A 25,052-nucleotide genomic window follows, 5' to 3' on the forward strand; every position below is an offset into this window, starting at 1 on the left:
TGGATGAACCAGCGGCTATTGCAAAGTTCACCCTGTGGCTTACTTAATCAAATCAGACGACGTACATATAGGTGGTGAAATCATCACTGAAACGGACCCTATAGAGTTTCTGAATGGCCGAAACCTAGGGTCATTGCCTACTATTTATGACCAAAACTGGGGATATGTCGCACCAGTAAACCACTGGTTCATTCATCTTAAAGCGAACAAACGACTTGAAAATCTAAGTTCCTACGCAAGAGCGCTTTTGCATTATTGGAACTTTCTAGAATCAGAAAATTTAATCTGGGATGTCTTCCCATTAGCAAAAGGTTTAAAGCCTACATATCGATATAGAAATGACAAACTTCTCAAGAGTGTTAAAGCTGGTGAGCTCGCATACTCAACTGCCAACACGTATATGACACATGTCGTCCAGTTTTATTTATGGGCAGCACATGAACGTTATTACCACATCAACGAGAAACACAAACCCTTCGAAATCGAATTTGTAAGAATACAGAGAAGCGACATGCTGGCTCATATGATGCCTAAATTTCTGGTTCAAACTACAGACTTGCGCATCAGAACGCCGAGGGATGCAACCAGTAAGAATATTCGGGGGCTAAAGCCCTTAACTCAAATTTCACTCACTCATTTAGCTCTACATTTACGTAATGTGCCTTGCGAATTTAGGCTGATCTGTTTGCTCGCAGCTCAATCCGGCTTACGTATTCAAGAAGCGTCAGGATTGACTTTGGCCGCACTAGAACAATCGGTTCAACGCTCAGGTTCTATAACTCATTTCGAGCTAACAATAGGACCAAGTAATGGTGTACCTACAAAATACAATAAAACTCGAACTATTGAGATAACAAGCCGCCTTTTATCAGATTTGAAAACTTATGCCATTAGTGAGCGACGAATGTGCCGACTTGACAAACTTCTTAGCAGAATTGAGTTACACAAAGGCATCAATGACATAAAAAAATCCCACTCTGTTCATGTCTCAAAGGAAAAACTCGACGCCCTGACCACAGCCCAGCGATACGAACCCTTATTTATTAGCCAACAAGGTAATCCATACGACCCAAACACAATAGGCTCTCGCTTTGGAGAAGTTCGCCGCTCAATAATTAAGTCAGGGATACAATTTAATCATAAGTTTCATGATCTTAGATGTAGTTATGCAACCTACCGACTACATAGCCTACTTGAAGCAGGTATTGAGCCTGCGAATGCACTGAGCTTACTGATGGGGTGGATGGGACATAAGAATGAATCCACAACATGGAAGTACTTGCAGTACCTCAAAAGAAAAGAAGCATTAAAAGAGAAGATATCTGTACTAGACAACATTATGCATCAAGCATTAGAGGACGCTAATGAGCAAGACATTGAAATTAATAGCACCCTGGGTTGAACATCTTTGTATTCCCATACGAAACGGAGCAAACGCACATACACTCTTAGACTTTAATCGATTCAGGTATCGTGGGGTTCCTAAAACACCTGAAATAAAGCAGGGAAATGTTCAGCTATTAGACCGTGATGATATAGCACAGAGAATGTTCATCGCCATTACAGGCAAAGAAGATGCATCACCAGCGACTAAAGGCAACATATTTCTAGCCGCGAGAAGGCACTTTGCATTTTGTGATTCACAAACGCCACCACTTTCGCCGCTATCGGAAATGGCATATGTCAAAGAGTTAGAATATAACTCCATCCGTCAGCGACGAGGAGAAATAAAGGATAGTACTGAAAGCAGACTGCGCTCTGACTTATCTTCCTTATATCAGTGGCAACATCTATCAGTTAAAAATATCGAGCCTTTAAAACCACGACGTTCTAGATGCTCCCAAACAGAGCCGACTCGCGGATATAGTGATGCAGATTTGAAGCAGTTACTTCCTTTGCTAAGAAGTATTTTTAAGCAGTTGTATCAGCAATTTATTATCGATCCTGAGCTTCATATTCAAGCAAGTTCCAACGCTCAGACAATGGTATTCTCCTGGAAGGGAAAAGATTACCCAGTAGCCGGTGGCGCATCAAAAATTTTTTATGCTGCCACATTCCTCTTAAGTTATTACACATGGAGCAATAGCACCATTTTGTACAGCTTAAGACGTCCACAAACTAAAACCAATGCCATATCAAGTAATTGGTATCAAATGCCTGCATTTAAACGAAGGGCATTTAAAACTATTACTGTAGAGCTAGGGGATCATAACAAGCTAGAAATTCCTAAGTATGCAACCCAATTTTTTGACCAGTTAATGACCGCCTCAAAACTGGTCGATCCTAAACCTGATGGTTTGCTGTTACCAGCTTACAGCTACAGAAAAAGAAAAGTTCAGATGATGAGCGGATGTCTACTTAATGACTTCAAAGCTAAATGGTTAGCTAGGTACTTTCCGATGACCGATGAACAAGGAGAAATACTATGGCCTGTACCAAGACGCTTCCGCGCCACAGGCAGTCATTTAACTTTGGCACTAAAAGGTACACTGGAAGCTGCAATTCTTCTGGATAACACTCCTCAGACGGTTGCTCATGCATACTCAAGTGGAAACAAGTATGAAAACGATCTGATGAACCGAGATACAAGCCAAACTTTAGAACAGATCGTGCGTGACAGACAAAGTGTGGAGTCAGCGAAACAAAAGGTTAGAGAAGCACAAAAAGTGGAAGTACTTGCCTATGAAGCATACATCCGACGAGCATCTCCTCCCACTCGTAGCGCGCACGGCAGTTATTGCAAAGAGCCGATGGGAGCAATGGCTGAGAAGTTTACATCAAGAGCACGAGCACATGGGCTCATAACTGAAAGTGAAAATCTAGCATGTGCCGATTTAATCAAATGTTGGAGCTGCGGACATCAAGTGCTTGTCGAATCGGTAACTGATTTATGGTGTGCTCTTAGTTTTCGCGAATGCATTGAAGAATCGGCATGCCTGCATATAGATAATGCTCATTATCAGAAAAATTTTGGCGAAGCCTTAGCAAAGATTGACCTCCGCTTAAAACAATTAAGTCCCAAAGTTGTTCAGCAAGCCAGAAGAAAATTAGCAGATGAAGGTCGTCATCCCCTGTGGATGGATATAGATAGTGTCAATATTAGCTGAGGACAAAATGAAACCACTATTACATTTGCCAATTGAAACGCCTAGTTCACTCAATCTTTACACCCAAGATGTGGAACGATTAGTCAGAGAGCATAACTGGGACAAATTGAACGAAGTACCTGTATGCATAGATCAACATCAAATATTAAGAGCGCACTTCGGCCAAAATCGCTGGGATTGTAGCCCATATGCCTCGGATAAAGGCAGTGATAAAAACCAAAGAGAATTTGATTTCTCTTATTTAGCCGACTCACCTAACTTGCTTCTTGAAGCAAAACTTATAGCCTATGGCTGGCTATACGAGCAAGGGCATTGTTTTGGACAAAAATGCAAACTTTCCACTTTAACATCTAGATTTAACATCGGATTAAAAAGATCGTTAGTCAGCTTGAAAAATAACGGGGCCAATAGTTTTAGCGAATTAAACAACCACGATGTCTGGCAAAAATTTGAAATGGATTTGCAAAATGAGTCATTAAGTAAACGCACGCTTGAACTTGCTTTCACCGCTCTTCAATCTGTGGAAAGGCTGAATCCATGGCTTCCTTTTGAGTTATTGCTACCAAATACCAACTATAAACAGTTAGCGAGAAAGTTGGCAGATCAAGAAAAATTGGAGCATAGACAAGCACTCGCCATACCGCAAAATTTAGTGAACCTACTTTACGGCCAAGCAGTCAGTGACGTAGAAAAAGCATGGCCACATAGAAAAAAACTTGCCCAACTCGAACGCGATTTACAATCAAACTATGATATTGGCCGTGCAGCCGTAGACTATAAGCTAGCCATCGGTAGATGGAAGTGGCTTTATGATGTGGAAGGCAGGCTTAATAGCAAAAAATACGTTGAGGAAATCAACAAAGCAACTCCTCGTTCTCAATCTGAGATCATCACGCAACATCTTAGGGGAACAGGCTTACTACCCAACCATAATGTTGACGGAAATTGGTTATTTAAATGGAGAGCGAATCTTCAAGCCGCTTGTTTTATATGTTGCGGCGCATTCAGCGGAATGAGGGTCAGCGAACTGTTTGAACTCCATGAGGATAGTTTTCGCACTTACACTATCAATGGACAACTATTTCACTCTGTATCAGCGGCAACACATAAGCTTGCAGCTGGTAGAAAAAAAGAAGAATGGCTCACCAGCCCTATAGTAGAAAAAGCCATATCGCTCGCAATTTCATTGAGCGCATGTGCCCGTGAACAATTGGTAAAACTTGCAGCGCATAGTAACGATCCTGGACAAGTAGATAAGCTAATGGAAACATCCAGTAACTTGTGGCTTAGCCAAGCGCAAAGGAAAAACTTGCCAATTCTCATATCTCGTGCCAAATGGAATGATCGGCTGAAAAACTTCGCGAAAAGTATTGGTGCAATCGTTGATGAAAAAGCATTGACTGAATGTCGCCAGCTCAATCCCAAGAATGGCGGGGCCATAGAAGACAAAGTTAAGTTAGGAAAGCCTTGGCCTTTTCTCACCCATCAATTTCGACGCACTTTTGCCTGTTTTGCCGTCCGCAATGGACTGGGTCACCCTATATCCATTAAGCAGCAATTCAAACATATCCATGTTCGCATGAGCGAATGGTATGGCAATGGCGCAATCGAATCCCGCCTACAGGATATAAAGGTAGACAGTGAGCTAATTAACTTGCTCAACGAAGTAAAACTTGAACAAACAACGGCGCACTTTAATAAATGGTTCAATGGTGATGAAAAGCTAACGGGAAGCTTTGGTAAGGCTATTGTCGCCATGCGTGACGACAAACCTGTGATCTATAGCAACTGGGATAGCTTGTATCGATTGGTTAAAGAAAAACGATTAACTTTACATGGCACCCTACATAGCTATTGTAAAAATGGCTATGAATGTGACATGGATGGAGTAATAAATGCCGCATTCTGCGTCGATTGCCGTGGCGGCGGTAGCGTCGTGGATGATAAAAAGGCGTCATGGTGGCAAAAGAAACATCAAGCGTTGAGTAGCTATCTGAAGCAGCAATCCGATGTCAGCCATTCAGAGTATGCTCACTGTATTACACAAATTCGAGCTGCCGAGAAAGTATTGAATGATTTTGGGCTGAAATTTGAAAAATATCAGCACCCGTTACAGGTTATCGATTTATGAAAAAGTCAGAAAATACACTTCTCAAGCTTGAAGCAGCTTTGCAACGAATCATCGAACGAAAAACCAAACGAATACCCGATCACCGCAAATTATCGGTTCGAGCTGTAGAGGAAGAAGCCGGATTGGGAAATGGCAGTTGCTATTACTATCCAGATTTTAAGCTCAGAGTTCAATCAGAAGTACAAAAACTAAAGTGCCTTACGCCTGATACTTCCGTTCAATCCGACATTGAGATTTTGAGAGAAAAGCGCAACCAAGAAAGAAAGATAAAAATTCAGTATCGTGAAAAAGTTGCTGTATTGACCCAAAGATTAACTTCAATGGCCGCAGAACATCATCAACTAAGTCATGCTCTAAGGAGCGCTCTTTCACGTATTGAAGATCTTGAACTTCAGATAGTTGAGCTCAAACAAAGCCAGATTGTGAGAATCAAGTGATTGTATACCTGAGCTAGTTTTACTGCCCTTTGCTGGCTAAACTAGCCAAAAAAACAGAGCCAGGAAAACTTTCACATGTGAAAGTTTTCCTGCTTAACCTCAAAGGCAGAGAAGATGGGTAGAAAACTTGAAGACATCATTGCAGAGCAGCCTCAAGAGGTCGTTTACACAGCCGAAGAGATAGCGTCGAAGCAGTTGATCCAGCTTCGTCTGATGGAGCTACTCAAGCGTATCGGTGCTGATGCAAGTTACCAAATTGATAGCTGTACTATCGATAGCCTACAGCAGTTGAAACAAATTGTTGAATCAGGCGGAGGAAAGATCCACCTTCATGTTGACTTACCAGACGGTTCAAGCCACGGTTTCAAGTTGTGAATAGAATTGCCGAGCTAAAAATAGCTTACTCTTTACCAGTAAGAACCGTTTTATTGAGACTTGATGCATCTGGTACATTCTTTGCCCAAGTATTGTGAGCTTCAGATGCAAAGTTGGTAACTTCAGAAATAAGCAGTTTATCTGCTTCCTTTATTGAATCCGACATGCCAGAATATTTTCCCACCCTAAATTGATAATGAGCTAAGGAAGTCTCAATTTTGCGTTGTGCAGTTCGATATACAGCCCAAAGTGCGTGTGGTTTTCTTAATTGAAGCCATGCTGTGGAAAAAGCTGCAAACGCAGACAATAAGGATGGAATAACTTTTGATAGCCAGATACCTTCTCCGAGGCTTACAAATAGGGGGCATAAGAGCGAGCACACCATAGCACTTTTGAAACACCAAATACTTTCAAACTTGTTATGATTTGCTTTTTTCTTGTAATGGTTTACCTGTTCTATTGCATATTTCTCTGCTAGAGATTTTTCATCTTCAGACATTTCGTCTTCCTTTATTTGTATTTATATTGTCTTAGAAAGAGCATTTTTACTAGCAAGATTAGCCTGAAAAAATTATCAGCATTTTTAATTTCAACGCTTTAGAGAACATTTAAGAAGCACTCTTCATTGCCTGTGTAGCATCATCTGATCGGCAGAATTTCTTAGTAAACTCACCTCATCAGAATAACTATATAAACTTAGTTCTTCTGCGAATTCTGGCACAATCTGTAAATTAACCGGAATAGTTCCGCTTGATATCTCGCATCGTCAAGAGCATCGTGGTTCCCTTTTTGATGTGGATTTACAACCTTATCAATAGAACTGGATTTGGTATCATGCCATGTACATCCTGTGGCCCCCATGAAGAGAGCTTTGATGTCTAATGCTGAAAATCCGAATGGATTGCTCCCAAAGTATTTCAAGAAGTAGTAATTGACAAACCCCCAATCAAACGGGGCATTCAAGCCCACAAACACAGGGGTGCTATTTTCGGGTATGTTATGAACGATCCAATCAGCAAACTGCCTCATGGCCTCAGTTGGAGTAAGTCCGTCTCTTTCAGCCTTCTCTAATGTCAAACCTGTAACCGTTAGTGCTTCTTCGATTGATTTCCCACTAATAGGTTTTAACATCGTAGAAAAAGAGACCTCTGGTTGATACACCAAGCAAGCTCCTATCGAGAGCATGCTGTGTTCACTTACGACGGGGCCGGCAGTTTCGACATCAACCGAGATAAATATTTCATCTTTTTTACTCATTATTCAACTCCCGTATGAGTCACTATTTACCCATGCATGATTGGTGATGGCTTCAAGTTATTTGCTGCTTGGTGAAAATGCTGCGCAGTCAAAGGTGAATCAGGAAAAGCCATAGAAACTGCTGCGGGATAGAGGCGTGTACGAATATCGGAGTACGTCCATGTAGGGTTTGTTCCTTTCGCCGCTGTCGCCTCAACAAGCTTAGCAATATCGGCAGGGTTGAAGGCCAAATCAGCGAGATCTTTCTCAAACAATTGTTTACGCTCTAGGTCGTTAGGGCGTTGAAACTCTTCTACAATCGAAGCACGCCTGACCACCGCTGCGTCAAGAACTCCCAAGCGATTAGTACACAAAATAGTGAAAATGCGACCGCCATGTTTGCGCAGGTTATCAATGGCCTGAATCAAGGTATTAACCCCCACCTTATCCTCGTGATGGCTATGCTCCTGACTACGAGATGCTCCCAACGAATCGCCTTCATCGATGATTAGGAATGCGCGACCTTTTCCTGTACCAATGGACCGTTGGATTTCGGTAAAGGCATCTGCAATAAGCGACCCCATCTCACCAACCTTACCTGTACCACGAACTTTATTGCTCAGTTTGAAAAGAATTGCATCTTCAATTTTTGCATCGCGAGCAAGACGATTAGCGATGGCTTCAGCATTGGCAGTTTTTCCCGTACCAACATCACCATGAAAGATTGCTAAAGGGTACTGCTCGCTGAGTAACCCCACTACATCGAGCCTTTTACCATGGTGAATCTTGCTCCACTTCTCAAGCTCATCCGATTGAATCATGAGCTGCAACTGCTTCTTGATTCGTAAATATCTAGGCTCGAACCCCAAGAGACGCTCAGCTTGATGAGTGAGATTGGTGTCTGGCAGCACTAACTGTGCTTCAAAAGCTGTCGATCTTGTCATGAAAAATCATTCCTATTAGCACCGAAACCGTTGCTGCTATAGCCGCGGTTTCCAGAAGGTGTAAGCCCGCTATGACTTATGTCCACGTTAGTTGGCCCCCAATTCAGCTTCCAAGGCAACTTGGAAGCCTTTTCGGGCTCATTATCCCAAGCTGCTTTAGGATGGAGAACAACACGAATTTGGCCGGATGGAGTCTCGGGCCAACGGACACCTCCCGGCCGGGAGGTGCCAGTGGCATCATCTCCATCTGTGAAAGAGTAGGTGGTGGCTTTGACTTCGCTACCAAACGCGTTTAAAAGTGTCACATCGACTTTATTGAGGTAGCCGTTCTTAGCTGCTAATTCAATATCATGTGCATACTTCTCTGCTTCATCCCTATTCATTGCCTTAGAACTGTCGGCAATCATGATCAGGTCGGCCTTTACGTTCAACACAACTTGTTCTACGTCCGCCTCGGTATAAGAAGATGAGTAGGTACTTGAATATGAAGAGCTCATGTTTAGTCCTTAATTTTGAATCGTGGGCCGAAAATTTCCTTCCAGGCTTCTTCATTTTCCTGAAGTGAGGCGTAATTTGCGGTTTCCCATGCAGCATCCGCCATTTGCACAATTTCCTTTCGTTCCTCTTCCGTAATACGCGAGGCGACATTGTTCTCGTGGTTGGCCGGGTCGATTATAACCACAGGGTCTGTAAAGCTCTTTTGGGATTTGAACGCATTCTCTGGAAAATCGATGCGTTCCTTTAACTCTGTATTCGCGATGAAAAGTAAGAAATCCCGAAAGCGCTGTTCGATATTCTCAGTCTTGCCTTTCTTGTCAACCAGATAAGCAAGGATGAGCTCAATATGGAATGATTTTAGGCCTGGGGGCTTAGCAAAATTCTTCCAACGCTTAGCCATCCGTACGAGAGTCCGATAGTGTTTGTCAGTATCTTTACGGTCTTTGACAAATTTTATCTGACATGGGGCGCAGGTAAGATTGCGCTCTCCCGTAGTCAGGTCGTATTGCCAACCGTGATCGGGATTGGAGTTGTCCTGAATAACTGGCACAACATCCACGCTTAATCCACTTTTAACAAATGTTACCGTAGCTGCTCGGCGTTGGATTTCAAAATCTTCAACGGACTTAGTGGGATAAATAGCTATCAATAATGAGTGAATAAGCTCTGTCAGTCCAGCCAATGTGGACTTAGTTACATCTTGACCGCTGATGTAGAAGACAACATCCACGTCGATGGGATCGTCTGTTGTCTTTTGCAAAATTGTGTATTTAGCGAATGAGCCTGCTTTGACCACTTTAGTAATCTTGAGATCGGACTTTTGGGTAACGTGTTTACGTAGTTCCTCAATGAGTCGGTCGACCTGTGCGTGATACTCAGTTCGCTTTTCTGCCGATAGCCTTAGCACATTGCTGTCGTAATAAATGAGGTTAGTGTTTGTCAGTGGCATTGTTCTCTAATCTTTTTGTAAATTAGTTTCATGAATGGCATGGCGTTTAGTTTTGCAACGTCATACCGTTAGCTATATAGTCAACAGTTACTGCGGCGGCAGCTTTCGCAGCCAAAAGGTGGAACCTGTTGTCTTTCTTCGCATCACCGAAATCACTAATGCTACGCACCATTAGTACAGGCTTGCCGAAATTTCCACATGCGGCAAAAAGACCCGCGCCTTCCATTTCAGCAATCTCAATTTTGCCATGAAGCTCACGCATACCAAGAAACTTGTCCGGGTCGCGAAGGAGTTTTTCTCCACTAGCAACAGTAGCAGTCTTCGGTATCACCCCCTGAGCAACAGGGCCTGCGTCGACGTGGTCTGGGAACTCAATACCCAGCGTCTTGTAAATATCCGTGAGGCGAGATTCGAGAGTCGCTCGGTTAGAAAGATAGGCGCTGACATCTTGACGAACTCGCATGTTCAACCTAGTTACTTCTGGTCTAACTTCAGACTTACCTCCCTCAATAAGAGCGGCACCTTCATAGGCGACGACTCGCTCTGCGAGGATGACCTCTCCAAGTGCACATTTATCTCGAAGACCAGCCGCTATACCCATCATCATCACGTTAGCTGGTTCCAGTTCTCCCAAGAGCATAGTGGTCACAGAAGCCGCGTCTACATTACCTGCACCCGCAAAGCATGCCACCACACAGCTAGCCGTCTTACCGCCACGTTTGGAGACGGGAGCCTTCCATACATGCAAACCGTTCTTTGTTGTAACGTGCTCGGCATCTTCCGCGATACCGAATGCTTGCTTAGCAGCAGCCAACTCCACGTCTAAAGCGGTGAGCACAAGTACATCAGGGGGTAACGCCTCGAACCTAGCCTTTTCTTCCTCATAAAAGACTTTGACTATACGTTTACTTATTTCTTGCAACGAAAGCACGGGCTCTTGCAAAGACAGAGAAGGTAAAACTTTAACGACTTTATTACCGCTATTCGGCATATAGGTAAGTGGATTGGATTGAAAACGTTTCAGAACACCTAGTGCTCCAGCTCCGTCTTCACTATTTGCACCCAGTTGCATATCAAGTGGAAGTACAGGCAATGACCTTTTGACCATTTTTTGAGCGCGGTCCAAAACTCCCTTCCCTCCACCCAAGGCCACCATTGCAGTGGCGTGCTCAATTTGCTCATCGCCAACATTGCCACCAGTCAGCACTTCGTCTTCAAGAGGTACGAGCTCGGCAACACCACGCGCAATCATCCCGTTTAAAAGCCTACGCTGCTCAGGATTAGCCTTGGACTGGAGACGCTCATGTGAAGCTACAATCTTTAAGCGAACCAGAGAACTCTCGCCAGGGAGCATCTTGTCAATAGCTTTAGCCACCGTCCAATCAAACAAAAGTGGTTTGTTATCGGCATTGACAGGTTCAGCAGCCACATAAATCACAAAACCGCCGCCAGCATTTATCACTTCGCCAACAAACTCCTCAACAAATGTATGAGCTCGATCAATAAGCTCATTTTCAGTAGTGTTTGATACGCTACCAGCAAGTAGGATGTGGCACGATGCCAGCATCAAATCGTTTTCCATGATTATCTCTCTTGGATATTTTGTGCTCACATCATTTCGTCGACTTGAGCTCCAAACGCTACCATCTCAACATCTAAATTGTTCAATAAACCAGCATGCCATTTACTGCTATATGGGAACACTAGCGCAATATTTCAAGCAAGATAATGGTATTTGTGACAAATGATTGAATAACCTCAGATGTATTGCTTAGTTAGTACAGTATTCAATGCTATTCCGAGCATAAAAAAATCTGGAAAAGTAATAGGTTTAAAAGACAAAATTTTGGGAAAGTAGCAAAACACAAGATTTTCTGAAAAACATAAAATGCCTAACAACAGGCTTTGCAGCATTTTTCCAGACTCTGAGTGTAGTAGTAAGCCAGTACCATGAGATAAAATATTGAAATTTAATAAAATAAGGCGCATTAAATGCGCCTTATTTATACATGAAACTTGTTGAAAAGGCGAAATATTCCAAGCACAGTACAATGCAGTGTTCACCAAGATCAAAGAGCAAAAGCGCATCAAGGATAACGACAAAGCCAAGTACGAAGCAGAACGAGAAAAAATAGCCCTGTTTGCGGCGGCACAGCATCACCCAAACGATAAGTTGTTTCAAGCATTAGCCCGTATTGATGAGTTGGAGTTTGATAGTGCGGAGCTTCGAGAAAAATTAGCGCAAGTTAATAGAAGTAAGGTGATGTCGATAAGATAGTGCTCTTCGGAAGAACAAACCCACCTTAAAAACTCTCTCTTAGGTGGGTTTGTCATATTTTTTATAGACTTATGTCTGATAGTGTTTCCGAAATGGGTCAGAGCATTTTAATGTACCCAGATTCATCTACATTACCAAAATCTACCTTGCGAACATCCTTGTCTTTACTAGACATGGCTAAACGCTCTTTGTAAGAGAGAGATTGGTTCTTAGAACGAGCAAGCGATGCTCTACTTTTAAACCTAGCTCTTACTTTACTGTCTTTCCTACTCATAAAAAGCTCCTATGCAAGAAGCGACGAGCAAAAGAGATTGTTAGCATTTAAAGAAACGATTTATGTCTCTAATACTAATTCTTGGCTTTGTATAATCCCTTATGTTGGTTCTGCGTCCTTGCGCACTAACCTTGTAAGCCGTCGACTTTTCATTTTGGTCTATCTCTAAGTAGTTTATACTACCAGTTGTTGTTTTTTTAGACCATTTTCGAATATCACCTTCAATCGAGTACTGCCAATCAAAATACTTATCATCCATATCCGATATTGCGTTGATAATCTCGATAACTGCTGAATATCTATCTTCAGGGTCAACTTCTAAGCATTTATTAATCACAGTTTTCAATTTTGCCGGAATATGTACTGGATAAGAGTTTCGGTCAGGGAAGCGACCTGCTTTTAAGTCACCCTCGAATCGAGCTTTATCAAAGCCATCTGCATGTGCGTAAGTCGCATACTGTTGATTAAATGCGTCACTGCCAATACACATCCTATACATCGTCAAGCCTGCTTGATAAATGTCAAACTCGACTGAAAATAATGGCTGCTGCGTAGCTTCTGGAGCTGTATGCTTTCTGTAGAGGGCTTTGGGAGTCGTAAACCCATAATCATCCATGTATTTAGCCAAGCCAAAATCTGACAGCATTGCTTCGTTACGTGCTGATAGCATGATGTTGTCAGGCTTTAGGTCAAAATGTAACAACCCCAATGAATGAATGTGATGTAGACCGCTCAAGAAGTGCACAGAGTAACGAATGATTTCTCTAACAGTTAAAAACCGTTCCTTCATTAATTTACTTAACGAGCCCTTCTCATAGTAGGGCATTGTTATGTATACAAAATCTTGATCTTGGCAGGCATAGTTAACCTCAACTACATTGGGGTGTCGAATATCGTAAAGAACTCGTGCTTCTTCAAAGTATTCTTCCGGGTTGTCAAAACTACCCTTTCTGATCTGCTTCAGTACCATTTCGGCTGAAAGAGCCACATCATTAATTCTAAAAACCTGAGAGTTTCTGCCTTCTTGCCCAATTTCTTCAATCTTCTCAAACTCTACTAGAGCCATCGTATTATTCGACATTCCCAGCTCCTATTGCCGTAAGAATAGCTTCTCTTTCTTTCTCGGAGAACTCATCCCAATCAGGCACTCTCTCATAATCGTTAGCCGTTTTAATCAAGTTAGATAAGCGTGTTTTGTCATCACCTAACTTTGATGCAATCGTAACTAGAGCTCCTTGGTAATAGGATTGAAGCGTGCTTGAGGCAAAAGATTCTTGTATCACTCCTTCTAGCTGAATCCTTTCAAAGTTAGGTGATCTTGCATTGAACTCTGTTAAACGAAGACCAGCTGCAACAATATTGAATTCTCTTAATACATCCAATATTGTTGCTCGCACATATTTTAGCCTTTCAGGCGTTTCTAAAGCGTTTGGTATTTTAATCTCTTCCACGTTAACAATTTCATCGTATTCAGTGTTGTAGACACAAAACGTAACCTCCTTAGGGGAGGCTCTCAGCCCTAATACATTCATTGCTTTTCCCTGTAGATGACAACAAATGCAATTATATGCACTAGGCGACGTAATGATAGAGGTAATCTATTGTCTTATAATAAAAAGCTGACTAAGTCACAGGTAGAGAGTTCAAAAAATGTTACTTATTTCTAACAATAAGCAAAAAAGCAGTTCTGTATAGAACTTTAAAGTGACATTTTGAGGGGTGAGAGTACTTCTGGAAAATGGTAGTATGATGACTCAGAATTTAGGAAAAGTGGCTAAAATTAACTGCTTTTCTGGAAAAGGCCCACATGCCTTTTCCTCTGTACCTTTCCAGATTTATTTCAGAAATAGCCTGTGACAGTAAGCCAGGACTATGCGCTAAGCGCATGACTCAAGTTTTAAATCTGGCTCAATAGCCTGTGAGTGTTGCATTTTATCGAAGCGGCTCTGATATTCTCAGCGCCGCTTTTTTTATGTTCAACGCTAAGACATCAAGCTTATTTATCCGCTCTTAACATCCCACTCTTTCGCCCCAATTTACCATTAAATGCACAGGTAAATTTATCAGTATTCAAATCAATTTCCCTTGTTTTACGCCAACCAAAAGTATGCAAATTGGGCATTTCAACTTGATATCTTGCTAATAAAGATCTTATTATAGTTATAGCACTAACTATTATTCATCTTAAATAAATCAAGGAGGCATTATGTCAGCTAAGCATGCTGCAGATGAAAACCCCATCTCACAGATCATCCGTTCCACCCGGGAACGCCTTAATGGAACACTACAATATTTCTGCCTGTTTGCCATTCTAAGTACCTATCTCTTTGTCATTTTGAAACCGAGCTTCATTCAAAATAACAAAGCGTTAGGAGGAAAATAATCGATGAATTCCCTCTCTTACGTTTCATTGGCAATTTATTTTATTGCCATGCTCGCTATTGGTTTGTTCGCCTACCGTAAGTCGACCGATGATGTCTCTGGCTACATTTTGGGTGGCCGCCAAGTGAGCCCACAAGTCACGGCTCTCTCGGCCGGCGCCTCGGATATGAGTGGCTGGATGCTGATGGGCCTACCCGGCGCTATGTTTCTGGTGGGGTTTGAAACCTTGTATATTGCCCTCGGATTATTAATTGGTGCTCTAATCAATTATCTGGTGGTCGCCCCTAAATTGCGGGTCTACACCGAGGTCGCCGATAACGCGCTGACGATTCCTGAGTTCTTCGCTAAACGCTTTGGTCAGGCCGATAACAGCATTCGCATTATTGCCGCCGCCATCATAGTGATCTTTTTCACCCTCTATACCTCGGCGGGATTAGTCGCGGGCGGTAAGTTGTTCGAATCCGCCTTTGGGTTGAACTACGATATTGGCCTAGTCGTTACCTTAGCCGTCGTGGTGTCGTACACTCTGCTGGGGGGATTTTTAGCCGTTAGCCTTACCGATTTTGTGCAAGGCTGTATTATGTTTGTCGCCTTGGTGTTAGTGCCTTTCGTGGCATATCAAGAATTTACCAGCGCAGATCGTATGATGAACTTTGCTTATCAGTCGATCCCGCATTTTACCGACGCGATGCAAAATGTGACTCTGTTAGGCTTAATCTCCAGCCTCTCATGGGGACTCGGATATTTCGGCCAGCCGCATATTATTGTGCGTTTTATGGCGATCCGCTCGGTCGCCGACATTAAAACCGCACGCCGCATCGGCATCAGTTGGATGACAGTGACCATTATCGGCGCCTTAGCGACGGGCTTGGTCGGTATCGCCTACGCCAATAAATTTGGAATGAAGCTTTCGGATCCTGAAACCATCTTTATCGTGTTTTCAGAGTTGCTGTTCCATCCCTTAATCAGCGGCTTCCTGCTGGCAGCGATTCTCGCGGCCATTATGAGCACGATCTCATCGCAGTTATTAGTCTCGTCGAGTTCGCTGACCGAAGATATTTATCGCACCCTCTCGAAGAAACAAGCGAGCGAGCAAGAGATGGTCAAAATGGGTCGCTACGGGGTCGCTGGTGTTGCCATTGTCGCAACACTGCTGGCACTCGACCGCTCTAACAGTATCCTCTCCCTCGTGAGTAATGCGTGGGCAGGCTTTGGTGCCGCATTTGGTCCGCTGGTGCTGTTTAGTTTGTATAAGGCTAACCTCACCCATAAAGCGGCGATTGCGGGGATTATTTCAGGCGCGCTCACGGTACTCTTTTGGATTTATGCCCCCGTGCTTGCCGATGGTAAGGCATTGAGTAGCTTAGTGTATGAGATGATCCCTGGCTTTGTTGTCAGCAGCACAGTGATTTATCTGGTGAGCAAATTCGATACCGATCCTTGTCCTAAAACCACTAAGCAATTCCATCAGGCCGGTCGCGTGTTGGCCGAGGAAAGCTAAGGAGGCGCTATGACAGACTCTCCCCGTAAACGTATCGTTGTCAAAGTGGGGAGCGCCTTAATCGCGCCCCACAAGCAAGGTTGTAGTAGTCATTATCTCTTGGGTATCGCGCAGTTTATTACTTACTGCCGCGTCCAAGGTATCCAAGTGGTATTGGTTTCGTCCGGCTCGGTTGCCGCTGGTTGGCATCATTTTGAGGGCCAAGCTCAGCCCAGTGTCACAGTGAAAAAGGCCATGGCAGCCGCGGGTCAGGCGGATATGATGGCGACGTGGAATAAGCTATTTGATTTTCCCACCGCCCAACTACTGCTGACCCATGGCGACTTACGTAATCGCGAGCGTTATATCAGTATTCGAGACACGATTTTTAGCCTGCTCGAACACGGTTTAATGCCGATCATCAATGAGAATGATGCCGTTACCGCCGACAAACTTAAGGTTGGCGATAACGATAATCTCTCGGCCATGGTGGCAGCTGCGGCCGATGCCGACACTTTAGTGATTTGCTCGGATGTGGATGGACTCTATGATCAAAATCCCCACGAATATCCCAATGCCAAGTTGATAAAGCAAGTCACTGAAATCAATGCCGAGATCTATGCGATGGCGGGAGGCGCCAGCAGCGATGTTGGTACCGGAGGCATGCGCACTAAGATCCAAGCCGCCGAGAAAGCCATCTCCCACGGCATTGAGACCTTTATTATCAATGGCTTTAATGCCGACTCCTTTAGCCAACTGCTAAAGGGGCAAAATCCGGGCACCCTCTTTACCCCCTACGAAAAACCGATGCAGGAGCATTTGCATTGGATGACCCACACCTCGCAAGCGCAGGGCGAAGTGATCGTCGAGGATGATTTTGACCTCGCACTCGATCAGCACAGCGAGCAATTAACCAGCGATGATGTGGTTGAAGTCAAAGGGGATTTCTCAGTGGGCGACACCATTCTGGTGCGTAAAGGCGATGGCACTAAGTTAGCGAAAGCCAAATCTAACTACAGCAGTTGCCTACTGAGTTTTATTACCGAGCAGGATGATCAGGCGTTTGCCAGTGAATTCCAGCAAAAAACCGGCCCCATCATTTCCGATAAGAATATCGCCATTCTTAAATCCATTTGAGTGGAGAAACTATGAGCCTAATTAAACAAATATCTGCCGATGCCGCCCATGCGGCCCGCACACTCGCACAACTCGATGAGTCGTTAAAAAACACCGTATTACTGGATATGGCGCGCTCATTAAGGGAAAAAACCTATGAAATCCAAAGCGCGAACCTGATTGACGTGCACCGAGCGACTCAGGATAACTTAAGCCCTGCAATGGTCGATCGCCTCACGCTGAACCAGCATCGTATCGAGGCAATGGCGCAAGGAATCGAAACCATCGCCGCGCTGCCCGATCCCGTTGGGCGCGAGCGTTTTATTGGTAAACGACCTAATGGTTTATCCATCAGTAAGATGCGTGTGCCACTCGGCGTGGTGTGTATGATTTATGAGGCGCGCCCAAATGTCACCGCCGATGCTGGCGCATTGTGCTTTAAATCCGGCAATGCGGTGATCCTGCGAGGCGGTAAAGAAGCACTACACACCAGCCAAGTGATCGCCAGTATTTTACAGGCGGTACTGACCGCCTATGGCTTGCCTAAAGCACTTATCAGCGTGCTCCCCGATCCTGACCGCGCCCTAATGCTCGAACTGATGCAGCAGCGGGAATTTATCGATGTGATCATCCCCCGCGGCGGTGAAGGATTGATTAACTACGTCACTGAAAACAGTAGCATTCCGGTTATTCAGCACTTTAAAGGCGTGTGCCATTTATATGTGGATAAAGACGCTAATCAAGATATCGCCTTGGATTTGCTGCTCAATGGTAAAACCCAACGCACAGGAGTGTGCAACGCCCTCGAAGGCTTGTTAGTGCATAAGGATATCGCGCCGCGATTCTTGCCCCGCGTCGCCAAAGCACTGGCCGAGCATCAAGTTAAAATCAATGCATGCCCTCAAGCCGCTGCGTATTTCGACGCCTGCACTTATATGGCAGAAGAAGATTTTGGCCAAGAATACTTGGACTTAGAAATAGCCATTCGCCAAGTCGACAGCTTTGAGGTCGCTACCCAACATATCGCTAAGTTTGGCAGCCACCATACCGAGGTGATTTGCACCGACAATGAACTCACCGCCGCCCGCTTTCAACGCGCAGTGGATGCCTCGGTCGTTATGGTGAATGCCTCATCACGCTTTTCCGATGGCAGTGAACTCGGCCTCGGCGCCGAAATCGGCATAGCCACCACTAAGCTGCATGCCTACGGCCCCATGGGACTCGAAGCCTTAACCACTGAAAAATATCTGGTTTCAGGCACAGGACAGATTAGGGCTTAGCTTTCTGACTCCAAAAGCAATTACTAAAGCCCTGCAAATGATTAAGCACTGGCATTCCAGTGACTCGCCGACTTTGGTTTGACAAGAAGTCATCCCTATAGGCTCGACGGCGGCATCTGCTGCACATGGAAGTGCAAATGCCGCGATCACATGGTCAATGATGTTCCAGACATCATAGTGACATTTCCCATATCACTATGGGTCAGGTGTGAAATTAACCTGACCCATAATTATGAACAGCCTCCCTAAAAATGACTAAGCACTGGCATTCCAGTGACACGCTATTAACTCATCCCTGAGGGCTCGACGGCGGCATCCATGCCGCCAACGGTCACTTACATGCCAGTGCTTAATCTCGTTAATTTCGATGTATTTTTGTAGCTTAAAATTTTTACATTAACACCAAACCTTAATAAATTGTTGGCTCTAAGATGATTTATGGGTGTAGATAAGCGCATCTTTCTATTTATCAAAAGACACTGCTAGCTCAACCCAGTTTTTATAATCTGACTTATAAGCATTGAGATTCATTAGTCTTATTTGATACCCCTTACTTGCTCTTTCGGGTAAGCTCGGTGATGAAGATGAATATAATGACTCTTCCAAGTTGTCTATAAACCTATCTTTTTCTCTCTGATTCCAAGGTGAACACGCCTTATTCATATTAGATAAAATCATATCAAGGCTTTGTTGAAAATTAACCAAAGAATCATCTTTACCATCTCTTGGAAAAAAACCTTGTTCTCGGTTTTTATAAACCATGGGAAACATATCAATTCGATAAGTTAATCGTCCAATAGATTGACCAAAACTAGCCTCTTTACTGGTTGACTCAATCCATTCCTCATACAGAGAGTAATGCTTATCTCTCAATACAAATAGAATTAACAATAAATAAGGATTTAAAGTCTTAGGTGTATTGCTTAAAACAGCTATAAATTTATCCATTAGCTGTTCAGTTTCTCTCAGCGAGAGTCTAAATCTATCCGCCACAATAGAAACCACACGAGTAAAGTCATCTAATTCAGCTAGGCTAGGTACAAACTCCTTCCAATTAGGATTATAAGTGACTTTACTTTCAGAAATATGGCTTACAAATTCATAGCGAGAAAGCTCGGTTAATGAGTAACGCCGCCTAAAGAACCGACCTAAATAGGTTTGAGCATCAAAGCCTTCACCATAGACAGCTTTTACCGCATGCTGCAGTTGTTCAGTATCAGTCGCCACGATAAAGGCAATATTATCTAATTCAAAGAAGTGCTTAACCACTTCCAACATTTCTACGGCATAACTAGGCCGACAGCGGTCAAGCTCATCAATAAAGATAAAAGCAGGTGCTTTTAAAGCACCTTGTTGATGTGCAATGACTGCAGTAATTAACGCTTTAATTTCGTTTCGCAAATAGTTGACTGACTGCAATTTATCGTTGTGGTCTTTTACTAAGCATTGTGCAACTGCGGCGGCCGATTCACTTAAAGTATCAGAAATGAATTTGTCATCATTTTTTAGTTCGCCTTCAACTTTAATATCATCTAAATTCAAACCGACAGCCTTTTTCACCAATCCTTTAAGTAAAGCAGGCGCAGCTGCTTTGATAAAGCGGGCTGACTTTTCAGTAATATTTGCCAGAGTTTCATTTTCAGCAGGCAATTGTTCACTTAAAGCATTTATCAAAGATGAAATAACGGTAAGCATGGGATCATCAGAGTAATCCTGCTTCCAAGCATCAATATAAACAACAGGGTGTCTATCTTTAATACTTTCCATCCAGCGATTAATGAAGTAGGTTTTACCCGAGCCCCACTTCGCATTTAGGTTTAAAACATAGCCACCATCGATAGCATTAATCGCCAAATAATTGTGTAAAAAAGAAGCGTATCTAGCGCGATCTAATGTATCTCTTGGAAATAATTCAGTTCCTTCTGCGCATAACACAGGCTCTTTCCAGTTAAAATCTACAATATCATCAGACATAAAATCCCTTTTTATTAATCAGTTACTCATACTTCAGAATAAAGTCGTAATGTGTGCACTATCAACTCAATGAGCAATACAGACACCTGAGTTCGCAGAGTTAAGCACTCTCGCGGCAGTGACCGTTGGCGGCATGGATGCCGCCGTCGAGCCCTCAGGGATGAGTTAATGGCGTGTCACTGAAGTGAGAGTGCTTAATAGCGGCCATTTACTAAACCCTATGCAAAACTTCGCGGCATAGTTTACTCCACCCCATCACACTGCGATTTACCCGCTTGATAACAGCTGGGTTGGCGCGGGCAGACGGCGCCGCGGGAGCAGATAAGCCGAGCATCATTTTTAATGCCGCGCTCAATCCAGTTGATATTCAATATTTTAGCCACGCTTACTAGATCGCTTTTAATATGCTTGGGAATCGCGACTGAGCCGCCGCCAGAGACACAGGCGGCTTTTAAATCATGGGCGATAGAGAGTGCATCTTTGCCTTGGGCTTCGATGGCCGGATTCAAATCGATACCGGCACAGAGCACATGGGGGTTGCTCGCCGAGTCTTCGACCTTAATCGACTCGCAGCAGTAAATCCGTGGTTCATTGCCCACATTTAAAATCGAAATTTGCGCGGATGTCCCAACCTTGGGCTCGCTGATCATTCTAAACACCGCCCAGTGCTGGCAAGGGTCTTCCACCAGCCGCATATTGCCCCAAGGCAGGGGAATGCCATTGCCACGGTAAACGGCCTTAAGTTTGCCCGGCGCATAGGCATCAAAATAATGCCAATGGGGGTAAGGCGATACGACCGTCATCCGCCGCATGGCGACCGAAGCCGACACTTGCAGCTGTTTATGCACCTCAATTTCGTAACCGTGGCGGTCGAGCAATTGTCGATACGGCACCTTAGGACATAACAGGGCTCCGGCAAAAAAGCTGGACTCAAAGTCGCGCCACGCATGTAAAATATCCTGCGCGTTCAGAGTATTAGACTGCATCGTCACTTCTTCATCCATCTCCAGTTTTCGGCCGGAGATCATCACACTTTTAAGCCCATCTTTATTGTGCAACACACAATGGCCGATATGGGCGGCGAGATCGTACTTTAGCCGGCTAGGGCGATTTTTAAGGACTTTATTGATGTAAATTGTGCTGGGCGGCTCGAAGAAGGAAGTCACTAACTGATGCGAGCTTACGCCGCGCTCGTCGATCACTTCCTGGGGCGTACTATCTATCCATTTGATTTTTAAGCCTACGCCCTTGGCAATATCCAGCATCTCCTCGAGGGATAAGGGCATACGTTTTAACCCAACCTCTTCGGCGGCACGTTCAAGATCGGGGAAATGGTTTTGATGGTGCTCCTGATGGGCGCGGATTAATAAGTGGGCGAATTGTCGACCCGAAATCCCCGTCTGGGATAGCATTTCAGGGATAGCTATTTGCAAAATATCATTTGAAAACAAAAAGCTGGGTTCGAGCGCCATGCCGCTGATCCCACCACGGCGGCCCTTGTCCGGCGTGATGGCACTTTCCTCGGGCACGTCGTCTAAAAACCAGTCAACGTCCTTTTGAAATACAGTGGCGATCACGGCCAACATTTCGGCACTGGGCACGCGTTTGCCGCGTTCGATCATCGACAAATATGACACTGAGGGCGCACTACCCGCATCGACGCGGATGCAACGCGCCGATAAATCTTCCATGGTTAAATTGTTACGTTTCCGTAGGTTACGTATTTTTGTCCCAAGGAAGTGTGATTTTCTCATCAAGCTCTGGTCATTGCGCATTTTGTAAAATTCACATTGTAAAATTTTTATTGTGAAATTGTAGTCAAAAAAAGACTAGACTACAAATTAAGCAATCGAGGAAGGGTTATCCACCTAGCACTGCTTAACGATTAACGCTGTTGGACAAGCTAAAGTGAAATCAAGGCCCTAATTTTTAAATTGGAAAGTGTAGAGGAACTAGCGATGAATATGTCAATTATCAAGAGCAACCAGATCCAATCGAATCTTAACAGCTTCATCGCCGAAGAAGTGCTTGCCGTCGCCCAAGTGAACGTGGCCGAACATGAAAAACTTGCCCAGGCGAAGCAGTTCCTCGACCGTCATTTCCCGCTGGATGCGGGTTCGCACCAAGATGTGATCAGCTATGTGGTTTACTACCAACACCTGCTGGCATTTTTTGCCGACGGCAGCCACAGCGGATTACGCCAAACCAAGCAATTTGTTGCCTTTAACGGCACTAAAGATGCGCCAAGCGCCATAGTGTTACAGGACCAAGGCTGCCATGTTGAGTTGTGTTTCGACCGCACTGGCATGATAGGCGCGCGGGATTTAGCGAATCTGGAAGATGTGCAAATTGAAACCCCAATGGCACAAGCGACTGAGCCAAAGGACACTCGCAACGCCACATCGCGCCACTGGTTAAGCCTGTTACATGCGGGAATGCCAAGCGCTAACGATATTCAAGACAAGTTGTTTACCGCTAAAGACGGTGGTGACTACAGCCTGCAAAGCATTGTTAATCTTTAATTTAATCCTACAGTTGGAGGAGATGAAACCATAGGTGAATCTCCTCACCTTTCCTTTATGATCATTCCATTGGCCCAACAATCAGTAAAACTGACTCTCAAAATAAATTAAATTGATTTTATTGAAGATTAATTTCATCGCTATAATACCCGCTTTTATCAGCGTCTCAGTTCTAACCTCGTTGCCATATAAAACCGCGCTCCAGTAGTTAGAACCAAACACTCAGTCGCAAACCTAAGGCGTTATGAATTTTTCATCGATAGTCTCGCAACTTAAGCAACCTCATCGCCTTGTGTTTATCTGCGCTGCGCTACTGTGTCTCGCGCCTGTTATCTCATCCCCTATGGCACTTGTGCTCGGTTTTACCTTGGCCAGCCTAGGTTGGGTGCCAAACGACTGGAATATCGCCGCCCTCACCAAAAAATTACTGTCCTATTCGATTATCGGCTTAGGCTTTGGCATTAACTTCAACGCCGCGATTGAGGCCAGTAGCCACAATCTCGGGCTGATTGTCGGCTCGATTATTTTTACGCTGATCTTGGGCTTTATGGTGACTCGCGCTTTAAAGTTTGACCCGATCACAGGCCACTTAATCGCCTCTGGCACCGCTATTTGTGGCGGTAGCGCCATTGCTGCCGTATCGCCCGCCATTAATGCCAAACCAGACCAAACCGCCACCGCATTAGCCTGTGTATTTGTACTCAACTCGGTGGCTTTGTTTTTATTCCCCGCCCTCGGGCATTTACTCAATATGAGCCAATACGATTTTGGCGTGTGGAGTGCCATCGCGATTCACGACACTTCCTCAGTTGTCGGCGCGGCCTCTGCCTATGGTGATGAAGCACTTAAAACCGCCACGACCATTAAACTGGCGCGCGCACTATGGATTATCCCTATCGCCCTTGTCAGTGCGCTGATCTTTGGCGGCGATAAACGTAAGCTTAACCTACCGTATTTTATCGGATTTTACTGTTTAGCCATCGCAATCGCCCATTGGTTGCCGCAGTTTCAGCCGCTCTACGACACGCTGTTTATGGTGTCGAAACGTACCTTGGTTCTGTGTCTGTTCTTGATTGGTGCGGGGATTACGGTGCAAAAAATGCGGGCAAGCGGCCCTAAGCCTTTGCTGCTGGGCGTGATCCTGTGGACGGCAATTGGGGTAACGTCTTTAGGTTATATTCTGTATTTTCAATAGATTGGATTTGAGCCTAGCGGCTCAATGTGCAGATGAGGGAAGCTTTATTCGGCGTTGGGTTTAATCCGCCAAGCCAACCCCAGTACGCCTAAAAAGGCGGAAAACTCAATCAGCGAGCGGAGTAACCCTGTGGTTTGCGTGGATGCAACCAAGGCAATAAGGCAAAACACAATTAGCAGCGAGTTTTTCAATTGCATCCTCCGACAAACTTAGGGGATGCTCATTATTGTTTAGAACCAAAAAGCCAGCCAATATCGATTTTCAATAACAAATAGCTATAACAACTAAGCCTGAGAGTTTAGGCTAAGCGGCTTTATGGGCGCTATCGGACTCGTTTGCCGCCAGTTCTTGGTTATGTTCTTGAATAAAATCCTCCATAAACCAAGCACAAAAGGTGTGGCGGCCATCCACGGCGGCCTTGCCATAAATGGTCGACGCCTGTTGGCGCACCGTTTTCTCTTTTGTCTGTCTCACTTCGGCAATTTCTTTAAAACTCAGCCCTTTAAGCAATAAAAACGCGACTTGCTGCTCGCTCTTGGTAAAACCCCAAGTATCAAACTGGTTTGCAACGGCTTGGCTGTATTCCTGTCTGGCGGAACGCATTTGAGTCGACATATTGTCGATTTTTTTATCGGCGTACTCGAGGCGTTTTGCTAAGGCTTTAACCTCGCGCGAGCGGCGCATTAAATCGTAACTGAGGTAGATGGCCCCGACTGCGGTGAGCACTAAGAGTATAGCTTCCTGCACTAAATGCCATTGCGGAATGCCTAATTGAATGTCGGAACTAATGTCAAAAAGCTTAAAGCACATGATCAGTGCCAGCAGACCAATAATGACAATATCCTTCATTTAAAACTCCTAAATAAAAGCAAAA

At 44.4% G+C, this 25,052-nt stretch carries 24 protein-coding genes; 12 read left to right on the forward strand and 12 right to left on the reverse strand.

All coding sequences use genetic code 11. The features are described 5' to 3' along the window. Positions 1 to 34: 34 nt before the first annotated feature. The 5 genes from HG547_RS20970 (at position 35) to HG547_RS06095 (ending at position 6,050) form a co-directional block, all read left to right on the forward strand. Entirely contained in the window at positions 35 to 1,402 is a 1,368-nt protein-coding gene (locus HG547_RS20970) for a tyrosine-type recombinase/integrase (protein WP_169547304.1), read from the forward strand. After that, positions 1,365 to 3,107, forward strand: coding sequence for a hypothetical protein (locus tag HG547_RS06080; protein ID WP_169547305.1), 1,743 nt, complete (start codon positions 1,365 to 1,367; stop codon positions 3,105 to 3,107). The genes HG547_RS20970 and HG547_RS06080 overlap by 38 nt, the downstream gene beginning before the upstream one ends. A gap of 7 nt (positions 3,108 to 3,114) precedes the next feature. Continuing rightward, the gene (locus HG547_RS06085; protein ID WP_169547306.1) at positions 3,115 to 5,238 is read left to right on the forward strand and encodes a hypothetical protein; all 2,124 of its coding nucleotides are present in this window, start codon (positions 3,115 to 3,117) and stop codon (positions 5,236 to 5,238) included. Continuing rightward, positions 5,235 to 5,675, forward strand: coding sequence for a hypothetical protein (locus HG547_RS06090; protein WP_169547307.1), 441 nt, complete (start codon positions 5,235 to 5,237; stop codon positions 5,673 to 5,675). The genes HG547_RS06085 and HG547_RS06090 overlap by 4 nt, the downstream gene beginning before the upstream one ends. A 114-nt stretch (positions 5,676 to 5,789) precedes the next feature. Beyond that, a complete protein-coding gene (locus HG547_RS06095; RefSeq protein ID WP_169547308.1) occupies positions 5,790 to 6,050 on the forward strand; it encodes a hypothetical protein in 261 nt (86 codons plus the stop codon). A 25-nt stretch (positions 6,051 to 6,075) separates the two neighbouring features. Here the strand turns inward: HG547_RS06095 and HG547_RS06100 are convergent, their stop codons facing one another. From HG547_RS06100 to HG547_RS06125, 6 genes are all read right to left on the reverse strand, one after another. Continuing rightward, entirely contained in the window at positions 6,076 to 6,549 is a 474-nt protein-coding gene (locus tag HG547_RS06100; RefSeq protein ID WP_169547309.1) for a DUF4231 domain-containing protein, read from the reverse strand. Between the two features lie 197 nt (positions 6,550 to 6,746). Then, positions 6,747 to 7,307: a 3'-5' exonuclease gene (locus HG547_RS06105; protein ID WP_169547310.1), complete on the reverse strand. Its 561-nt coding sequence runs from the start codon at positions 7,305 to 7,307 to the stop codon at positions 6,747 to 6,749. A 26-nt stretch (positions 7,308 to 7,333) separates the two neighbouring features. Further along, positions 7,334 to 8,230 carry an ATP-binding protein gene (locus HG547_RS06110; protein WP_169547311.1) on the reverse strand — a complete coding sequence of 299 codons (897 nt, stop codon included), beginning with the start codon at positions 8,228 to 8,230 and terminating at the stop codon, positions 7,334 to 7,336. Next, complete coding sequence (locus HG547_RS06115; protein WP_169547312.1) at positions 8,227 to 8,727, reverse strand: hypothetical protein; 501 nt, start codon at positions 8,725 to 8,727, stop codon at positions 8,227 to 8,229. Before HG547_RS06115 ends, HG547_RS06110 begins: the two co-directional genes overlap by 4 nt. 2 nt (positions 8,728 to 8,729) lie before the next feature. Beyond that, positions 8,730 to 9,677: a CBASS oligonucleotide cyclase gene (locus tag HG547_RS06120; protein WP_169547313.1), complete on the reverse strand. Its 948-nt coding sequence runs from the start codon at positions 9,675 to 9,677 to the stop codon at positions 8,730 to 8,732. A gap of 46 nt (positions 9,678 to 9,723) precedes the next feature. Continuing rightward, positions 9,724 to 11,259: a phosphorylase gene (locus HG547_RS06125; RefSeq protein ID WP_169547314.1), complete on the reverse strand. Its 1,536-nt coding sequence runs from the start codon at positions 11,257 to 11,259 to the stop codon at positions 9,724 to 9,726. A 474-nt stretch (positions 11,260 to 11,733) separates the two neighbouring features. Between HG547_RS06125 and HG547_RS06130 the strand changes: the two genes are divergently transcribed. Continuing rightward, the gene (locus HG547_RS06130) at positions 11,734 to 11,955 is read left to right on the forward strand and encodes a hypothetical protein (protein WP_211164565.1); all 222 of its coding nucleotides are present in this window, start codon (positions 11,734 to 11,736) and stop codon (positions 11,953 to 11,955) included. Between the two features lie 314 nt (positions 11,956 to 12,269). Here the strand turns inward: HG547_RS06130 and HG547_RS06135 are convergent, their stop codons facing one another. Together HG547_RS06135 and HG547_RS06140 are read right to left on the reverse strand one after the other, a co-directional pair. Continuing rightward, on the reverse strand, positions 12,270 to 13,310 hold the full coding sequence (locus HG547_RS06135) for a serine/threonine-protein kinase (RefSeq protein ID WP_169547315.1): 1,041 nt from the start codon (positions 13,308 to 13,310) through the stop codon (positions 12,270 to 12,272). Continuing rightward, entirely contained in the window at positions 13,300 to 13,761 is a 462-nt protein-coding gene (locus HG547_RS06140; RefSeq protein ID WP_169547316.1) for a hypothetical protein, read from the reverse strand. The genes HG547_RS06135 and HG547_RS06140 overlap by 11 nt, the downstream gene beginning before the upstream one ends. Before the next feature lie 674 nt (positions 13,762 to 14,435). Here HG547_RS06140 and HG547_RS06145 point away from each other — a divergent pair. From HG547_RS06145 to HG547_RS06160, 4 genes are read left to right on the forward strand one after another with little or no spacing between them, the layout of a single operon-like run. Beyond that, positions 14,436 to 14,612: a hypothetical protein gene (locus HG547_RS06145; RefSeq protein WP_169547317.1), complete on the forward strand. Its 177-nt coding sequence runs from the start codon at positions 14,436 to 14,438 to the stop codon at positions 14,610 to 14,612. Positions 14,613 to 14,615: 3 nt separating this feature from the next. Beyond that, the gene (putP, locus tag HG547_RS06150; RefSeq protein ID WP_011627647.1) at positions 14,616 to 16,112 is read left to right on the forward strand and encodes a sodium/proline symporter PutP; all 1,497 of its coding nucleotides are present in this window, start codon (positions 14,616 to 14,618) and stop codon (positions 16,110 to 16,112) included. Positions 16,113 to 16,121: 9 nt separating this feature from the next. Further along, on the forward strand, positions 16,122 to 17,228 hold the full coding sequence (gene proB, locus HG547_RS06155) for a glutamate 5-kinase (RefSeq protein WP_169547318.1): 1,107 nt from the start codon (positions 16,122 to 16,124) through the stop codon (positions 17,226 to 17,228). Between the two features lie 11 nt (positions 17,229 to 17,239). Then, entirely contained in the window at positions 17,240 to 18,487 is a 1,248-nt protein-coding gene (locus HG547_RS06160) for a glutamate-5-semialdehyde dehydrogenase (RefSeq protein ID WP_169547319.1), read from the forward strand. A gap of 462 nt (positions 18,488 to 18,949) precedes the next feature. Here the strand turns inward: HG547_RS06160 and HG547_RS06165 are convergent, their stop codons facing one another. Then, positions 18,950 to 20,461 carry a KAP family NTPase gene (locus tag HG547_RS06165; RefSeq protein ID WP_169547320.1) on the reverse strand — a complete coding sequence of 504 codons (1,512 nt, stop codon included), beginning with the start codon at positions 20,459 to 20,461 and terminating at the stop codon, positions 18,950 to 18,952. Between the two features lie 242 nt (positions 20,462 to 20,703). Further along, positions 20,704 to 22,236, reverse strand: a complete 1,533-nt coding sequence (locus tag HG547_RS06170; RefSeq protein ID WP_169547321.1) for a DUF3612 domain-containing protein — start codon at positions 22,234 to 22,236, stop codon at positions 20,704 to 20,706. Positions 22,237 to 22,419: 183 nt separating this feature from the next. Here HG547_RS06170 and HG547_RS06175 point away from each other — a divergent pair, with 183 nt between their 5' ends. Then, positions 22,420 to 22,983, forward strand: a complete 564-nt coding sequence (locus HG547_RS06175; RefSeq protein ID WP_037423939.1) for a malate synthase — start codon at positions 22,420 to 22,422, stop codon at positions 22,981 to 22,983. 244 nt (positions 22,984 to 23,227) lie between these two features. Next, positions 23,228 to 24,178, forward strand: coding sequence for a putative sulfate exporter family transporter (locus HG547_RS06180; protein ID WP_037428377.1), 951 nt, complete (start codon positions 23,228 to 23,230; stop codon positions 24,176 to 24,178). 44 nt (positions 24,179 to 24,222) lie between these two features. On the opposite strand, the gene HG547_RS06185 is transcribed toward HG547_RS06180, so the two are convergent. Together HG547_RS06185 and HG547_RS06190 are read right to left on the reverse strand one after the other, a co-directional pair. After that, positions 24,223 to 24,369: a hypothetical protein gene (locus HG547_RS06185; RefSeq protein ID WP_083758005.1), complete on the reverse strand. Its 147-nt coding sequence runs from the start codon at positions 24,367 to 24,369 to the stop codon at positions 24,223 to 24,225. Between the two features lie 112 nt (positions 24,370 to 24,481). Further along, positions 24,482 to 25,027: a LuxR C-terminal-related transcriptional regulator gene (locus HG547_RS06190; protein ID WP_169547322.1), complete on the reverse strand. Its 546-nt coding sequence runs from the start codon at positions 25,025 to 25,027 to the stop codon at positions 24,482 to 24,484. Positions 25,028 to 25,052: the final 25 nt, after the last annotated feature.

Source organism: Shewanella sp. DNRA4 (assembly GCF_012843185.1).
In the GTDB taxonomy this organism is placed as follows: Bacteria; Pseudomonadota; Gammaproteobacteria; order Enterobacterales; family Shewanellaceae; genus Shewanella; species Shewanella xiamenensis.

Coding starts and splice junctions, on each gene's coding strand:
- HG547_RS06080 (WP_169547305.1), top strand. CDS start 1,365: ATGAGCAAGACATTGAAATTAATAGCACCCTGGGTTGAACATCTTTGT.
- HG547_RS06085 (WP_169547306.1), top strand. CDS start 3,115: ATGAAACCACTATTACATTTGCCAATTGAAACGCCTAGTTCACTCAAT.
- HG547_RS06090 (WP_169547307.1), top strand. CDS start 5,235: ATGAAAAAGTCAGAAAATACACTTCTCAAGCTTGAAGCAGCTTTGCAA.
- HG547_RS06095 (WP_169547308.1), top strand. CDS start 5,790: ATGGGTAGAAAACTTGAAGACATCATTGCAGAGCAGCCTCAAGAGGTC.
- HG547_RS06100 (WP_169547309.1), bottom strand. CDS start 6,549: ATGTCTGAAGATGAAAAATCTCTAGCAGAGAAATATGCAATAGAACAG.
- HG547_RS06105 (WP_169547310.1), bottom strand. CDS start 7,307: ATGAGTAAAAAAGATGAAATATTTATCTCGGTTGATGTCGAAACTGCC.
- HG547_RS06110 (WP_169547311.1), bottom strand. CDS start 8,230: ATGACAAGATCGACAGCTTTTGAAGCACAGTTAGTGCTGCCAGACACC.
- HG547_RS06115 (WP_169547312.1), bottom strand. CDS start 8,727: ATGAGCTCTTCATATTCAAGTACCTACTCATCTTCTTATACCGAGGCG.
- HG547_RS06120 (WP_169547313.1), bottom strand. CDS start 9,677: ATGCCACTGACAAACACTAACCTCATTTATTACGACAGCAATGTGCTA.
- HG547_RS06125 (WP_169547314.1), bottom strand. CDS start 11,259: ATGGAAAACGATTTGATGCTGGCATCGTGCCACATCCTACTTGCTGGT.
- HG547_RS06135 (WP_169547315.1), bottom strand. CDS start 13,310: ATGTCGAATAATACGATGGCTCTAGTAGAGTTTGAGAAGATTGAAGAA.
- HG547_RS06140 (WP_169547316.1), bottom strand. CDS start 13,761: ATGAATGTATTAGGGCTGAGAGCCTCCCCTAAGGAGGTTACGTTTTGT.
- HG547_RS06145 (WP_169547317.1), top strand. CDS start 14,436: ATGTCAGCTAAGCATGCTGCAGATGAAAACCCCATCTCACAGATCATC.
- putP (WP_011627647.1), top strand. CDS start 14,616: ATGAATTCCCTCTCTTACGTTTCATTGGCAATTTATTTTATTGCCATG.
- proB (WP_169547318.1), top strand. CDS start 16,122: ATGACAGACTCTCCCCGTAAACGTATCGTTGTCAAAGTGGGGAGCGCC.
- HG547_RS06160 (WP_169547319.1), top strand. CDS start 17,240: ATGAGCCTAATTAAACAAATATCTGCCGATGCCGCCCATGCGGCCCGC.
- HG547_RS06165 (WP_169547320.1), bottom strand. CDS start 20,461: ATGTCTGATGATATTGTAGATTTTAACTGGAAAGAGCCTGTGTTATGC.
- HG547_RS06170 (WP_169547321.1), bottom strand. CDS start 22,236: ATGCGCAATGACCAGAGCTTGATGAGAAAATCACACTTCCTTGGGACA.
- HG547_RS06175 (WP_037423939.1), top strand. CDS start 22,420: ATGAATATGTCAATTATCAAGAGCAACCAGATCCAATCGAATCTTAAC.
- HG547_RS06180 (WP_037428377.1), top strand. CDS start 23,228: ATGAATTTTTCATCGATAGTCTCGCAACTTAAGCAACCTCATCGCCTT.
- HG547_RS06190 (WP_169547322.1), bottom strand. CDS start 25,027: ATGAAGGATATTGTCATTATTGGTCTGCTGGCACTGATCATGTGCTTT.